We start from the raw sequence: 14,526 nt of genomic DNA, 5'->3' as shown, positions 1-14,526 counted from the left end.
CCGGGGGCGATGCTTGCATCGCCCCAAGTGACAGGACACCCCATGTTTCCAAGTGGAAGCCAACCCGATTCCCGGGAAGTGCGTGACTTCCCGCATCCGGTCGTAGAGGAACCAGCACTTTTCATCCCGCTGCCCGATGGTAGCCACCTCGCAGCAAGGATGTGGAGGCCGACAGACGCCGAGTCCCATCCCGTGCCCGCGATCATCGAGTGCATCCCCTACCGAAAACGAGACGCCACCAGTGCCGACGACGAACGCATGCATCCCTACTTCGCTGGACACGGCTATGCAGCGCTGCGTATCGACTTGCGCGGCAGCGGCGACTCCGACGGCGTGCTGGAAGATGAATACCTAGTGAGCGAGCAGGACGATATCGTCGCCGCAATCGCCTGGATAGCCGAACAGCCATGGTGCAGTGGCCGCGTCGGCATGATGGGCATTTCCTGGGGCGGCTTCAACTCATTGCAGGTGGCATCGCGCCAGCCGCCAGCGCTCGGCGCCATCATCGCCGTTGGTGCCACCGTCGACCGCTATCACGATGACGTGCACTACAAGGGCGGCTGCGTGCTCAACGAGAACTTCGGCTGGGCGGCCTCGTCGCTATCCTTCATGTCGCGTCCGCCAGACCCCGCCTTACGCGACGACTGGCGTGAACTCTGGCAGCACCGGCTCGCCCATCAACCCTTCGTGGCCGAGAACTGGTTCGATCACCAGACGCGCGATGCCTACTGGCGCCACGGCTCGGTGTGCGAGGATTATGCACAATTGACGACACCGACCTTGGCCGTCACCGGCTGGGCCGACGCCTATGTCAACTTCGTCGCCGAAATTCTCGAGCATGCGCCCTGCCCAAGGCGTGGGATCGTCGGCCCCTGGCCCCATGCTTATCCGCACCTGGCGATGCCTGGGCCGACCATCGGCTTTCTCCAGGAAGCGCTGCGCTGGTGGGATCACTGGCTGAAGGGGCGTGACACCGGCATCATGGAAGAACCGCTATATCGCGTATTCTGTCCGTCCTTTTCCGAGGCCGATCCGCAACGGCTCGACGTGCCCGGCGAATGGCTCGCCGAAACACAATGGCCAAGCCCGCACGTCACTTCGCAAGCCCTGGCGCTCGGCAATGGCGCGCTACACACGAACAGCGGGGCTATCCGCCCCAAGATGGCCAAACTGCGTGCGCCCGCCGACAACGGCCTGCAATGCGGTGAGTACATTCCCCACAGCAGCGGCCCCGAGATCGCTGGCGATCAACGTGTCGACGACGCCCATTCGCTGACCTACGACACCGCTCCGCTGGATACCGACATGGTAATTCTGGGGCGCCCCACGCTATCGCTGCGGGTCAGCGTCGACCAGCCGCGCGCCAATTTGATCGTGCGCGTTTGCGACGTCTCGCCCGAAGGCGTGTCACAACGCGTCTCCTACGGTGTACTCAACCTCTGCCACCGCGATAGCCACGTCACACCCTCCGACGTACCATGCGATACGCCGTTCGACGTGTCGGTTCCACTGAATCAAACCTGCTACCGCTTCACCGCCGGGCACCGGCTTCGCGTCTCGGTGACCACTGCCTACTGGCCGTTGGTCTGGCCAAGCCCTTACCCGGTGACGCTGACCCTGCATGAGGCCGACTCTCAACTCACGCTACCTCAGCGCGCCTCGCACGACACGCCACCGGTACACTTCGAACCGGCAGTCTTTTCCGGCCCCATGCAACATCAGGTTGTACGCGCGGGCGAACAGTCCCGAGACGTCACCCACTCCTTGACCGACGGCTGGACCCGGCACGCCATCATCGACGACTTCGGAGAGATCGCCTACGACCATGGCCTGACCAACATTGCCTCGGCGGACGAGCGCTACACGATCCACCCCGATGCACCCGCCACCGCGACCATGAGCAAGAGCTGGCGACAGGACTTCAGACGCGACGGCTGGCACGTCCACACCGAAACCTGGGCGGAACTGAGCTGTGATGCCGACTGGTTCTACCTGGAAGCACGTCTGCAGGCCTTTGATGAGACCGAACGCTTCATCGACCGACGCTGGAAAACGCGCCGCCGACGACGCTGGGTGTAAGTCGCGCCCTCAGCCGTGACGCTCCCGTTCCAGCCGCTGTGCCATCAGCGAAGCCACCAATGGCGTGTCAGCGTCCCGGTGGGTTGGCATCGCGAAACGGGCGGCGTCGATCGCGTCGGTGTCGATGTCGGCGCTGACGAGGGTCTCTCCGTCTTCGGCCCGCACCAGCACCTTGCCATCAACGTCGACGATGCAACTACCGCCCCAGAACCAGGCATCGCCCTCTGCCCCGTAGCGATGGGCCATGACCATGGGCGTAGAGTACATCATGGCGTAGAACTTCAGGCAGATCAGCCAATTGCCTTCGTCATCGAAATCGCCATCGACCATTCCCGTGGCCGCGTTGACCGGTGCCAGCATGACGTCGGGACGCTCCATCATGGCCGCGTGGGCCAAGCCGGGATTCCAGAGATCGGCACAGATCATCACACCGCAGGCGAGACCGTCGGCATCGGCGACGGTAAGCGACTGTCCCTTGCTGAAATGCTTGCCTTCCTCGTGTCCTCCGTAGGTACAGAGATTGACCTTGCGATGCACGGCAACGACCTGCCCAGAACACAAGCAGGCCATGGAATTGGCATATTCACCGCGACCGCAGCGCTCGACGAAACCCACTACTGTCAGCATGTTGCCGACGGATTCCGCCAACTGGACAAGACGCGGATCATCGCGATGCATGGCAACCTCGGGAACACGGGTGCCCAGGTCATACCCCGTCAGGGAAAGCTCCGGGAACACCAATACATCGATCTCCCGCTGACGGGCTTCCTCGATGACACGACGGTGGGTCTCGATATTGTGCGCGACATCAGCCAGCGAGCATTGAATCTGGGCGGCGGCGAGCCGGTAATTCGTCCTGCAAATGCTCAAAATGTTGCCTCCCGCAAGAAACAAGAAAACACTGGATAAGCTTCGACGAGGATACGGTGAAACCCATGCATTTCCTATCCAATGCCTATTGGCATCGCAAATAAATGGCATGACATATCCGAATATCATAATCAGAGATATCTCTGAAGAGCGTGTTAAGCTCTTTACCTACACACTTATAAAAAGTGTCTTATACAGAACTTTTTAAGCGCGTTAGTAAAACACTTGTTCACGAATGCGACGTCCATGCCAATGAATTTACTTAAAACTTTTTATAAGTGTTCACGAGTTTTTAGGGTCCTTATCTTCGAACACATTATGTTAAGTAATCTTCATCCTATGTGTATTGGCACATTGATAGGGAATGGGCTTTTTCATCTATCAAGCGATTCTGGGTCAAAAACCAGCACTAAAGGACACTAACATGCACGACCACCCTTCCCTTTCCTGGATGCACGGAGTCGATCTAACGGCTCTGGACGCCGCCCACCTTCATCAGGTCAAGCGGTGCCTGCTTGACCTGCTGGGGGTGGCCGCCGGGGCCACCCGCACGTCCCTCGCCGAAAAAGCCAGACGCTTTGTGACTACCCAGCACGGCGGCGACCGTCCGCTATTATTTGCCAACGGCCAAGCCTCGCCAACCGGCGTCGCCCTACACGGGGCCTGGCTCATCGACGCGCTCGACGCACACGACGGCCAAGTACTCACCAAAGGACACGCCGGCGTCGCCTTGTTACCCGGACTACTGGCGCTGCCCGAGGTCAACAGACTTTCCGGACACGATTTCCTCGCCTTGCTTGCCTACGGCTACGAGATTGCTACCCGCGCGGGGATCGCCCTGCACGCCACCAGTCCGGATTACCACACCTCCGGCGCCTGGAACGCCCTGGGTGTCGCTGCCGTTGCCGCTCGCCTGCGCGGGGTTGATGTCGAGACCATGCATCATGCCCTGGGTATCGCAGAGTTCTATGGCCCGCGCAGCCAGATGATGCGCTGCATCGACCACCCCACGATGCTCAAGGACGGCTCTGGTTGGGGGGCAATGACCGGGATCTCAGCGGCGCTGCTGGCCGAAGACGGCTTCACCGGAGCCCCGGCGCTGACAGTGACCGCGCCGGACGTGACCATGGTCTGGCAAGACCTGGGCGAGCGCTGGTATCTCCACGAGCAGTACTTCAAAGCCTACCCGGTCTGCCGCTGGGCCCAGCCCGCCGTGGAAGCCGTGTTGTCACTTCCTGCAGCGAAACGCGATCCCGCCGCCATCACGCGTATCGAGATTATTACCTTTCACGAAGGCAAACGCCTGCACGTGATGCACCCGACGACCACCGAGCAAGCCCAGTACAGTCTGCCCTGGTCTGTCGCCTGCGCACTGGGGCGGGGTACCGTGGATGTTGCGGGTGTCTGCGACGAGCTCGACGCCCCCGACCTCAAGGCGCTTGCCAGCCAAGTAGAGATTCATGAGGATGACAACTTCAACGCCCGCTTTCCTGCCGAGCGCTGGGCATGTGCCCGATTGCATCTAAGCAACGGTGAGGTCATCGAAAGCGCGAACTTCGAGGCGCGTGGCAATCCCGATCAGCCGCTGTCGGACGCGGAGTTGATTGAGAAATATCAAACGTTGGCCAAGCCTGTCCTGGGCGACCGAGCCACACGAATTCACGAGGTGGTGATGAGTCTCGATACGCGACCCGCGGGCGACCTTCTAGCCCTGCTTGGCGAGCCTTGAAACGAGGACGGGCAAGCGCTGAATGGCCTCATATCGTTTTCTGGTCATCTGACATCTCGCTTATGGTGTTGATACTACCACCTGGGTTGGTGTCCAGAAGCAGTGAACCTCTACCCCTTACCAAAAAGGGGTCAGCCCCGGGGATGTCGCAAGCTATTCACCACGACGTTACTCACCTGACGCTAAGTGGCTGAAGGTGAGCGCTTCTTCACTGTCATAGATCTTCGTGGCACATAACGGCACGCCCGAAAAATCGTGGTCGATCAGGGCATCAGCACTGATGAAATGGTCCTGCTTCGGCTGCTGGGTGCGCAACTCACCCTCAATGTTCTCCTGGAAAACCATGGGCACCGTCGTGATACCGTCGGTTCGAGATACACGATTCACATGCCTTGCGACATCGAGATAGGCAGTGGGGTCCGTCAATACCAGCGTGCGCCCCAGCCTTTTGACCGGGATATCGATGGGCCGTCCATCCCAGAGCGCTTCGTCCAGGGACGCATCATGCAAACCGATGGGCTGCACTCGCACGATGCCTTGATCCGGAATGCCGACCTGCTCCTCCGTCGCCAGCAGCGCCACTCTCAGGTTCTTGCCCACCCCACCCTGCTTCGGCAGATACATGACAAGGGGATGATCCTGCCGCCTGAACACCAGCTCGGTGTCGGTATACCCTGTATAAAGGCTTCGCCAGTCTTCGCCGCATACCCTCGAAAGGTAGGCACGCGTTTCCGCTGTTCGCCAGAGCAGCGCACGCTCGGCGCTCTCGGTGTAGTCGCCAACAGGCGTTGTGTGGGCCAGCGACACCGCATAGCCCATCCCCGTGAGGTAGTCGTCAAGAAGCGCAAAAGCCGTCACTTCCTGATGAGGCGTGAGCGGCTTGGGCAGGCCCTCAATGAAAGCGTCGACGGGTGTGTCTTTCCAATCAAGCGACAGCACCCATCCAAGCAGTGTTTCGTAAAGGTTGGAATCCTCCAGCGCGATCATCGCGTCGCTTTCCTTCAGCACCGGGGTGGTATCGGGATCGGCGCTTTCTCGCACATCAACCGTGATGCCCAAACGCATCATGTTCGTTGTGGCCGCTTGCAGGGCGTGGCGTTGTTGAAGGGTTAAAAACGGCGCCGCTATAGCGATATCAAGCTCGACCGGCACTCCATCTTCCGTGAGCAGCCGCGCACCGTTCCCCAGCGTGTAACCGGCCTCGGTGAGTCGCTGAAAACTTTGCCGCAACACCGCTCGCCCGTTTCCGACACCGACCATGGCCTCAGGGTCAAGGCTGTTCAGAACCGGCATGCCGTTTCCGGGGGTCATGCCAGAGGCATCCGCCAAGGCTGCAATCGAGGCGTCAGGACCGTCGAAATCGGCAAGCGCCTTACGGTACTCCGTGATCGGCCCAGTGAAGGCCGGTGCAGAGAGTTCGAGGTTCGATGACCCAGCGGTGCGCGGAAAAATCGCCTCGTCCGCGATACCCAACAACATGACGGCTGCGACGACATCCCGAATCGCCGGGTCGGCAACCGCCTCAGACCCCGGATTGAAGCGCAGGACAAGTTCGGCTTCACTCTCCTCGAAGAAAGGGATGTCCAGGTTGGCCTGAATGGCGGGGGGCGGCAGGCTAAAACCGATGCCGAAAAAGAAGGCGGCAGCGGGGATTGGGGCCATGACCAGACCGATGGCCAGGATAAGTGGCAGCGACCGAGTAGCGAGCATGGCAGACCTCCCCGTCTAGCGTCGGCTTGTGCAACGCAAGATATTGTCGTCGATCCGGCAATTTTCCCATGTTTCCACCAGTTGCCAGGTCTGCCCGTCTTGACGAAACGAGGCCCAGGTCCACTGATTGAAAGCGCTTGCCGCATTCACGAGCGACGCGACCTGCCCCATCATGCCTGACCCTGTCATCGACATATCGGCGCGATACCGACAATAGGCCGATACGTCAGGGTCCTTCATACGCAGGCAGTGATCCAGGCTGACAGATGTGATGCGCATATTACCGGTGCTTGAGTTCATCGCACCGCCTCCGGAGAACAGGCACATCATTGCTGCCACAGGATTGTTGTCCCGGCGATAGGTGTTGCATTGGTCGCCCATCGCATCCAGCCGCTGGAAAGCGACATCGACCCTTGTCTGAATCGCGTTCTGGATGTCCTGTGCATTCGGTGTGAAACGACTTGCCAGCGACGGCACGCCAGGATCGACCACCGATGCAGGCCGTTCAGGCGTCAGCGCGGGCTCGGGCGTAGGCGCACCATCGGGGTTTCGAGCCAGCGCGATATCGATCGGTTGCGACAGCTGCAGGTCGAACTGCCGCCCTCCGAAATCGACCACGACATCACGGCGCCCATCGGTGTAATCGTACCAAGGAAGGTCTTCGCGAATATTCTGCCGGAGCCTATCGAACACCTCTCCCGAGCAGCCGTGATGGGTGAACACATCGATAAAGCCTTCCTGCTGCCTCTGACGCAGTTCATCGAACCGCTGAGATAAAACGCTGAACGAGAAATCGTTTCGCAGCTCGCTGTCATATATTTCTCTGCTGACGTCCTCATAGGTAGAGGCCGTGAGGACAAACGGCGCAAAATCGTCATCAAGGAGGCTCACCGTCTGAACCTCGGCAAGAGGCGTCGTCGTATAGGAAGACATCGGCTCGTCAGTGGCCGTGGCACAGCCCTCCCAGTAAGCAAGGTGGAACGCCATATAGTTGAGCATCCGAGCCCGCAGCGACGACTCCGAAGAGGCCCGCCGACCCTCATAAATCCGCTGGAAGGTTCGCGCCTGGCTCTGGTCCAGGAATGACAAATCAAGCTCGGCGGGCGCCTCCGCCGATCCTGGGTCATTTTCAGCAATCACGGTCTCGTCGAGATCGATGCGTTTTAGTGGATTCGGCTTACCAGCGCGGCAATACGCCAATAGTGGCTCCACATCCGCTCGAAACGTGCTGAAATCAAGGCCGCCGGTCATGGGCAAGAACGCGCCATTTCTTTTCAACTGATAGGAAAAATTGGTGGTGCCCTTCAAGTGAGTAAAGAAGGGGGCGTCAGCGCGTGCCGACCCCGTCACGCGAACCACATGGCGATGACTGGGAAAGCGCTCCCCCAGCGCTACCGGCATCGTCAATTCGTGGTCTTGACCGTAAGGACGAATGTGGAGTGAATACTCGTCGTCAGCGCTCAGTTCCAGAGGGTCGTCCATCAACTGTGAGACGATGCTGGTCATATCGATGATGCCATCGCCGCGGCAACGCATCACAAATTCCGGCTCTCCCTCAGGCACATCGTAGTTAGCGCCACGCGTGTAGACAAAAGCGGGGTCACCTTGGATGGATACGAGAACTGGCGGAGTGGCGTTCGTGCGATTCTCGTCACGGCCACTTTTATCGACACTACTCGCCGTTATTCGCGGGTCGCTTCCCGCTCGCGCCATGTCGGCAATGCGTTCGATTTCCTGGATATCCATTACGTCAGCTGCGCTAACCGCATCCTGAGCAAACACCGTGGTGGCAGTGCAGAGCCAAAGAGGTAAGGAGATAAGCCGACAGGTAGCATTGAGTGTCCGATACATGGTTTTCCTACCCTCGAAAGCTCGGATCGCTAGAGCCGTGGTCACCCGTTAGATGTAAAAAAACTAGGTGCCTTTAGTGAGGGGGTCAACGCTCAATTGTCTAATACTTGTGATGACGACAATCTCCTTGATTTCATTCAAAACCCCAAGATTGCATACAACAATAGACAAAAGTTTAATTTCTGAGCGCTAATTACTCACCTAGATTCAAAACTGCATACAATTTTAGGAATCCAGATGGCAAACACCGCTCGCATAGCACCTGCTTCCGTGGTCCAGACAGCGACGACCAAGGTGCATGAGGTCATCAAACAGCGGATTTTAGATGGGCACTACCAGGCTCATGAGTACATTCGGGAAGCGAATATTGCCCGGGAACTCGACGTGAGCAGAACGCCTGTCCGTGAGGCCCTCCGCGAACTGGTGTCGGAAGGTTGGCTCGAGATGATTCCCCATCACGGGTCTCGTGTGACGGCCTGGACCGAAAAGGATGCCCGTGAGGTCTTTGAACTACGCCTTGTACTGGAACCCATGGCGGTTCGCATGGCAAGCGAGCGCATGACCAGGGAATGCCTTACCAAACTCGAAGCGATGGCTTCCCACATGGAACAGCTCACCGAGATGGCCGATACGACGCCATCCATACGTAATGAAATCGCCTCCATCAATCATGAGTTTCACCGCGAACTGATCCACGCGAGCGGAAACCAGCGCCTGGGTGCCGTGTTGGAAAGTGTGGTTCGCACCTCGGTCATAAGACGTAATTTTAGTCACTACGACCTGGCCAGCCTGCGCCGGAGTATGCGCCATCACCGAGAGATTCTGGAGGCCATTAAGGTGGGTAGCCCTCTATGGGCCGAACAAATCATGAGCGCTCACCTACTCGCTGCCAAGTCGTTAAATGGCCGCTTTTCCGATTCTGCCGAGTCTTAGCGAGCATCCATCCAATCATTCAATAGAGGCATCACAACAACAATGATTAAAAACGAAGCCCAACCCTCAACGCCCCTGAACGATATCAAGGTACTGGAACTCGGTCAGCTGATTGCCGGGCCCTACTGCGGCCAGGTACTGGCTGACTTCGGCGCCCAGGTCATTAAGGTCGAACCGCCTGGCAAAGGTGACGCCATGCGCCAGTGGGGGGCAGCGGATAATGAGACGGGCGAGCCTCTCTGGTGGAATGTCATTGGCCGCAACAAACAGTCACTTACCCTGGATCTTCGCCAAGCGCGTGGACAAGAAGTATTGCGCGAATTGGCCAAAAACGCCGACGTCATTATTGAAAATTTCCGCCCCGGCACGATGGAACGATGGGGGCTCTCTTACGACGTGCTCTCCCAGGACAACCCAGGCTTGGTGATGGTCCGGGTTACCGGCTTCGGCCAGGATGGGCCCTATTCCACAAGAGCCGGTTTCGCCTCAGTCTGCGAGGCCATGGGCGGGTTACGCTATTTGAGCGGCTATCCGGATCGACCTCCGGTCCGCGTCGGCATTTCAATCGGTGACACACTGGCAGGTTTGCATGCCGCCCTCGGCACCATGATGGCCCTCCACCAGCGTGAGCGCACTGGGCACGGCCAAGTGGTCGACAGCAGCATTTTCGAATCCGTATTGGCGATGATGGAAAGCCTCATTCCTGAATTCGCACGTGCCGGCAAGGTTCGCGAGCGCAGCGGCAGCTTTCTGGCGGGAATCGCGCCCTCCAATGCCTACCCCGCGCGGGACGGGCGGGACGTCATCATTGGCGCCAACCAAGACACCGTCTTCGCTCGCCTTTGCCAAGCGATGGGCCAGCCAAGCTTGGCAGATCATCCTGATTACGCCACGCACCGGGCGCGCGGCGAGCATCAGCAGGCCATCGATGACCTTGTGGCAGCCTGGACACGCCAGCACGACGCTCAGCACGTCGTTGATATTCTCGCTGACGCGGGCGTCCCCGCTGGCTTGGTCTACAACGCGCCCGACATGCTCGATGACCCGCATTTCAAGGCGCGTGAAGCCATTGTCGAAGTCTCCGATCACCACGGTAAACCTCTGCCAATGCAGAACGTTTTTCCGCGACTATCCAGAACCCCGGGAAGTGTACGTCACGTTGGCCCCGTCTTAGGCGAGCACACCGAGACCATCCTGTCCGACTGGCTTGATCTCGATACCAATGCACTCGCCGCCCTACGCGACGACCAGGTGATCTGACGGAGGCCTACCATGGATCCAGTTCTTGTTCTAATTGCCTTGATCGGGCTTATCGCTTTTGGCGTACCGATCTTCCTGGCCCTTGGCCTCTCTGGATTACTCGGCCTTTACATGGCCCGCGGTCCACTGGCGTTCTTTTTCGCACCCTCCTCGCTGTTTGGCCAGCTAAACGCCTTCGAGTTGATCGCCTTGCCACTATTCATCCTGATGGGCAACTTCCTTGGCGCAACCCCTGTCGGCTCCAGCCTGTTTACCGCCGCTGTGCGCTGGCTCAACTGGCTTCGTGGCAGCCTGGCAATTTCGTCGGTGGGCGCCTCCGCCATGTTTGGCGCGGTATCCGGGGTCAGCCTTGCCGGTGTCGCCGCAGTGGGCTCCATTGCGGTACCTCAGATGCTGGCCCGGGGCTATAGCCGCTCTCTCGCCGCGGGCTCGGTCGTCAGCGCCGGCGCCCTGGCCATGCTGATTCCGCCCAGTGTGCCCTTCATCATCTACGGGGCAGTTTCCAGCGTTTCGGTGGCCGACCTGTTCATCGGCGGCATCGTCCCCGGCATCGTATTGGCGCTTGCCCTGTCGCTGTTCATCTACATCCGCGTGCGCCTGAACCCGGCTGAAGCACCGGCCAGCGAGGAGCGCTTCACTTGGCGCGAGCGTTGGGCGAGTTTGGCCAATATCTGGCATGCCGCCCTACTGGTGGTGGCCGTACTGGGCTCCATCTACTCGGGCCTGGCCACTCCCAGCGAAGCGGCCGGCATCGGCGCCGCCGGCGCCTTCCTGATCGCGACCCTGGTATTTCGTAGCCTCAGTTGGCGGAAGTTTCTGGAGATACTGGCAACCACCGCGCGGATCAGCGGCGCAATCCTGCTGATCATCGGTTGCGCCAAGATCTTTGGCGACTACCTCAATATGGTGCGGGTCCCGCAGCTACTCACCGAAGCGCTGACCTCCACCGGCCTGCCCGCCTGGGCCATTCTATTGGCGGTCATGCTGCTGCTGATCCTGCTCGGCATGATCGTCGACGCCGTGTCCCTGATCGTCGTGACCACCCCGGTACTGCTGCCATTGGTCACCGCACTGGGCTATGACCCGCTTTGGTTCGGCATTGTCATGGTACTCAACCTTGAAATTGCCGTCGTGACACCGCCGGTGGGACTTAACCTATATGCACTGCGCGGGGTCTGCCCAGAGCTTTCGGTAGAGGAAATCATCAAAAGCTCTCTACCCTTCGTCGCCGTCCAGTTCCTCGTGCTGATGCTGTTCGTGTTCTTCCCCAGCCTCAGCCTGTGGTTGCCGGGGCTCATGTAGTCCCGGTGTTTCAACGTCAGTGAAGTGAGCTATCACCTCCGACCTTTCGAGGGTCTATCACAACAACAAGCAGGAGATTCACCATGACCTTATCCCGCCGCCAAGTCCTGAAATACGGCACATTCGCCACTGCCGGGGCCACGATGTTCGGCTCTCATACCCTGCTGGCACCACGTAGTCACGCCGCCACCACGCTGACCGGTGTCACCTACCTGCCCGACTCCTACAAAGCGTTAACCTACGGCTCCAATCGCTTCGTGGAGATGCTAAAAGAGCAGGGTGGCGACGCGTTGACGGTGGACTTCTACGACTCAGGCCAACTCCTGAAGGTAGACGAGCAGCTGCCAGCCTTACGCTCGCGGAGCATCGACTTCATGTTCCATACCTTCTCCTACGTTACCCGATCGATTCCTATCCTCGGCGTCACAGGCCTGCCGGGCGTGGTCGGCGAGCTCTACCGCCACCCCGAACGTCTGCGCCAAGGCAGCCCGTTGATGACGTTGATCAACGACGTGTTGGCCGAAGATAACCTCTACATGCTGACTTCCGGGGGCGGTATTCTCGAGCCGGAATACCTTTGGAGTACCGAGGAAAGCCCGATCCGCCGTCTTGAAGAGGTACGCGGCAAGAAGGTACGTATTGTCGGCTTTGAGGCTACCCAGGCCTTCGAGCCCTACAACGTGGGCGCGACACGGATTCCCTCCTCCGAGACCTACATGGCCCTTCAGCGGGGCACCGTGGATGCGGGTATCTTCAACATCTCGACGGTTATCGGCCGCAGTCTCCAGGAGCAGTTGAAGGTCTGCTACAAACTCCCGATCACTGGCTTCTCGGTGGCTCCCTTCATGCTGCGCGACACCTGGGACAGTCTGGACGATGACGTCCGCGCCGTGCTGCAGAATGCCGCCGACTGGTATGACGCCAACTTCATCGAGCACTGCAACAACGATATCTATCCCAACGAATATTGGCCCCAGGTCGAGCAGGCTGGCGTCGAGATCGTCGAGCCCAGCGAAGAGGATCTCGAGACATTCAACAACGGCGTTCAGGACGTCTGGGATCAATGGAAAGAAGAGGTCGGCGAAGAAGTCGGCAGTCGCGCCATTGCCCTGGCCCTGGGCGAGGAATGAGGGAGAGCACCATGACGATGACTGCCATGCGCAGCTGGGATGCGGTACTCGCCGTCCCACGCTGGACGTCGATGGCGGTGCTGATGTTCATGATGGCGTCAATCTGCTATGACGCCATCATGCGCTACGCCTTCGCGGCGCCGACCAGTTGGAGTCTGGAGATCAACTCCTTTCTGCTGGTCTATCTTGCCGTGATCGGCGCCGCGGAAGCCCAGCGCCACGACGCTCATATCCGCATCACTTATTTTAAAGACAAACTGCCGTTGCGTCTGCGCGCCACCATCGACTTGGCCACCGGGCTTTTGGGGGTCGTGTTCTGCACGATCCTGGTGTGGCGCGGTGGCATTATGGCGCTACAGGCACTCGAACACGGCGAACGGGTTTCCAGTTCGTTGGGCACTCCCATGGTATATCCCTATGCCCTGATGCCGATCGGATTCGCCGCTCTAGGCCTGCAGTTTCTTATTGATGCGTTGACCACCCTTCCTCGTATGATGGGCTCCGCCAACGATGAGGCCCCCTCTCATGACTAACACCCTTGGCCACAAGCTAGTTGCCACCCACCTGGAAGACGAACTGCCCGAACGCCTTGACGCGCCCGTTCTGCTCAAAACCGGCGCCAACCAGGGACATGGGTCGAGCCGAGAGAACGCAGCCTTGATACCTAAACGACGGGGCCTTCAGGTGGTCGTCGCCAACAACTTTGCTCGCATACAGGAGGCTTCGTCATGACGTTGCTTGCGCCACCCGCACAGGTGGACATTGTCGAGGTTGCTCCCCGCGATGGCTTTCAGTCGATCAGCGACCCACTACCTACCATCGATAAACAGCGCTGCATTTCAGCACTTATCGATGCCGGCATCACCCGCCTCGAAATCGGCTCTTTCGTGAGCCCCAAGGCCATCCCACAGATGGCCGACATTGACAAACTCATCGAGGCTTTCGTCGACCGGCCCGCGCTGCGCCTTTCTGCGCTCGTGCCCAATCTAAAGGGAGCCGAGCTGGCCCTGGCGCACGGCATCCGCGAAGTCGTCTACGTGGTTTCGGTGTCAGAGTCCCATAACCGCAGCAATGTAAGACGAAGCGTCGATGAGTCCCTGGAGGATCTCGGACGAGTGGCAGAGCGCCTGCGTCAGACCGAGGGGACCTGGTTACGCCTCGACCTCGGCACCTGCTTTGACTGCCCCTTTGAAGGCACAATCGACTGGCGGCAGGTTGACCGCGTCCTCGACCAGGCGACCCGCTTGACCGACGGCTTGCCGCTAGAAGTAGCCGTATGCGATACCACCGGCCGAGCCAGCCCCTATCAGGTTGCCGAGCATTTCACCCGGTTGCGCGAGCGTCATGGCGGTAAAGGGCTGGCCTGGGCCTTCCACGGCCACGATACCTACGGCATGGGCGTAGCCAATGCGCTTTTTGCGATACATCACGGTGCCACGGCGGTGGACAGCGCCTGCGCTGGCCTGGGAGGCTGCCCCTTCGCCCCCGGCGCTACCGGCAACACCGCCACCGAAGATCTGCTCTATGCCCTTCAGGGTGGCAGCGTCGCAACGGGGGTCGATCTGTCAAAACTGCTCGTGGCGGCCGACCTGATCGCTGCCCTGCCCGGTGGCCAGACCGCCAGCCACTTGCGCCAGGTGCCACGAGAACGGATGCGCTAAA

At 59.5% G+C, this 14,526-nt stretch carries 12 protein-coding genes; 9 read left to right on the top strand and 3 right to left on the bottom strand.

The features are described from left to right. Positions 1-9: 9 nt before the first annotated feature. Positions 10-2,079, top strand: coding sequence for a CocE/NonD family hydrolase (locus QC816_RS12560; RefSeq protein WP_309782635.1), 2,070 nt, complete (start codon positions 10-12; stop codon positions 2,077-2,079). A 9-nt stretch (positions 2,080-2,088) separates the two neighbouring features. On the opposite strand, the gene QC816_RS12555 is transcribed toward QC816_RS12560, so the two are convergent. Next, positions 2,089-2,949: a nitrilase-related carbon-nitrogen hydrolase gene (locus QC816_RS12555; RefSeq protein WP_309782634.1), complete on the bottom strand. Its 861-nt coding sequence runs from the start codon at positions 2,947-2,949 to the stop codon at positions 2,089-2,091. A gap of 424 nt (positions 2,950-3,373) precedes the next feature. Here QC816_RS12555 and QC816_RS12550 point away from each other — a divergent pair, with 424 nt between their 5' ends. Further along, on the top strand, positions 3,374-4,678 hold the full coding sequence (locus tag QC816_RS12550) for an MmgE/PrpD family protein (protein ID WP_085917323.1): 1,305 nt from the start codon (positions 3,374-3,376) through the stop codon (positions 4,676-4,678). Positions 4,679-4,846: 168 nt separating this feature from the next. On the opposite strand, the gene QC816_RS12545 is transcribed toward QC816_RS12550, so the two are convergent. Together QC816_RS12545 and QC816_RS12540 are read right to left on the bottom strand one after the other, a co-directional pair. Then, complete coding sequence (locus tag QC816_RS12545) at positions 4,847-6,388, bottom strand: hypothetical protein (protein WP_309782629.1); 1,542 nt, start codon at positions 6,386-6,388, stop codon at positions 4,847-4,849. 15 nt (positions 6,389-6,403) lie between these two features. Then, on the bottom strand, positions 6,404-8,239 hold the full coding sequence (locus tag QC816_RS12540; RefSeq protein ID WP_309782627.1) for a hypothetical protein: 1,836 nt from the start codon (positions 8,237-8,239) through the stop codon (positions 6,404-6,406). A gap of 237 nt (positions 8,240-8,476) precedes the next feature. On the opposite strand from QC816_RS12540, the gene QC816_RS12535 reads away from it, so the two are divergent. The 7 genes from QC816_RS12535 to QC816_RS12505 all read left to right on the top strand — a co-directional run bounded on the left by QC816_RS12535 (position 8,477) and on the right by QC816_RS12505 (position 14,525). After that, entirely contained in the window at positions 8,477-9,172 is a 696-nt protein-coding gene (locus QC816_RS12535; protein ID WP_176243611.1) for a GntR family transcriptional regulator, read from the top strand. Positions 9,173-9,214: 42 nt separating this feature from the next. Further along, positions 9,215-10,432 (top strand): CaiB/BaiF CoA transferase family protein, encoded by a 1,218-nt coding sequence (locus QC816_RS12530; protein WP_085917320.1) that lies wholly within the window; start codon positions 9,215-9,217, stop codon positions 10,430-10,432. A 12-nt stretch (positions 10,433-10,444) separates the two neighbouring features. Next, a complete protein-coding gene (locus QC816_RS12525; RefSeq protein WP_264826562.1) occupies positions 10,445-11,734 on the top strand; it encodes a TRAP transporter large permease in 1,290 nt (429 codons plus the stop codon). Between the two features lie 83 nt (positions 11,735-11,817). Then, positions 11,818-12,864 carry a TRAP transporter substrate-binding protein gene (locus QC816_RS12520; RefSeq protein WP_085917318.1) on the top strand — a complete coding sequence of 349 codons (1,047 nt, stop codon included), beginning with the start codon at positions 11,818-11,820 and terminating at the stop codon, positions 12,862-12,864. A gap of 11 nt (positions 12,865-12,875) precedes the next feature. Further along, positions 12,876-13,397, top strand: coding sequence for a TRAP transporter small permease (locus QC816_RS12515; protein WP_309782624.1), 522 nt, complete (start codon positions 12,876-12,878; stop codon positions 13,395-13,397). Further along, the gene (locus tag QC816_RS12510; RefSeq protein WP_309782622.1) at positions 13,390-13,596 is read left to right on the top strand and encodes a 3-isopropylmalate dehydratase small subunit; all 207 of its coding nucleotides are present in this window, start codon (positions 13,390-13,392) and stop codon (positions 13,594-13,596) included. Before QC816_RS12515 ends, QC816_RS12510 begins: the two co-directional genes overlap by 8 nt. Continuing rightward, positions 13,593-14,525 (top strand): hydroxymethylglutaryl-CoA lyase, encoded by a 933-nt coding sequence (locus QC816_RS12505; RefSeq protein WP_268900875.1) that lies wholly within the window; start codon positions 13,593-13,595, stop codon positions 14,523-14,525. The genes QC816_RS12510 and QC816_RS12505 overlap by 4 nt, the downstream gene beginning before the upstream one ends. Position 14,526 lies beyond the last annotated feature (1 nt).

This window comes from Vreelandella janggokensis (genome assembly GCF_031451615.1).
Lineage (GTDB): Bacteria > Pseudomonadota > Gammaproteobacteria > Pseudomonadales > Halomonadaceae > Vreelandella > Vreelandella janggokensis.
This window is presented reverse-complemented; position numbering and strand designations above follow the sequence as displayed.

Coding starts and splice junctions, on each gene's coding strand:
- QC816_RS12560 (WP_309782635.1), top strand. CDS start 10: ATGCTTGCATCGCCCCAAGTGACAGGACACCCCATGTTTCCAAGTGGA.
- QC816_RS12550 (WP_085917323.1), top strand. CDS start 3,374: ATGCACGACCACCCTTCCCTTTCCTGGATGCACGGAGTCGATCTAACG.
- QC816_RS12545 (WP_309782629.1), bottom strand. CDS start 6,388: ATGCTCGCTACTCGGTCGCTGCCACTTATCCTGGCCATCGGTCTGGTC.
- QC816_RS12540 (WP_309782627.1), bottom strand. CDS start 8,239: ATGTATCGGACACTCAATGCTACCTGTCGGCTTATCTCCTTACCTCTT.
- QC816_RS12535 (WP_176243611.1), top strand. CDS start 8,477: ATGGCAAACACCGCTCGCATAGCACCTGCTTCCGTGGTCCAGACAGCG.
- QC816_RS12530 (WP_085917320.1), top strand. CDS start 9,215: ATGATTAAAAACGAAGCCCAACCCTCAACGCCCCTGAACGATATCAAG.
- QC816_RS12525 (WP_264826562.1), top strand. CDS start 10,445: ATGGATCCAGTTCTTGTTCTAATTGCCTTGATCGGGCTTATCGCTTTT.
- QC816_RS12520 (WP_085917318.1), top strand. CDS start 11,818: ATGACCTTATCCCGCCGCCAAGTCCTGAAATACGGCACATTCGCCACT.
- QC816_RS12515 (WP_309782624.1), top strand. CDS start 12,876: ATGACGATGACTGCCATGCGCAGCTGGGATGCGGTACTCGCCGTCCCA.
- QC816_RS12510 (WP_309782622.1), top strand. CDS start 13,390: ATGACTAACACCCTTGGCCACAAGCTAGTTGCCACCCACCTGGAAGAC.
- QC816_RS12505 (WP_268900875.1), top strand. CDS start 13,593: ATGACGTTGCTTGCGCCACCCGCACAGGTGGACATTGTCGAGGTTGCT.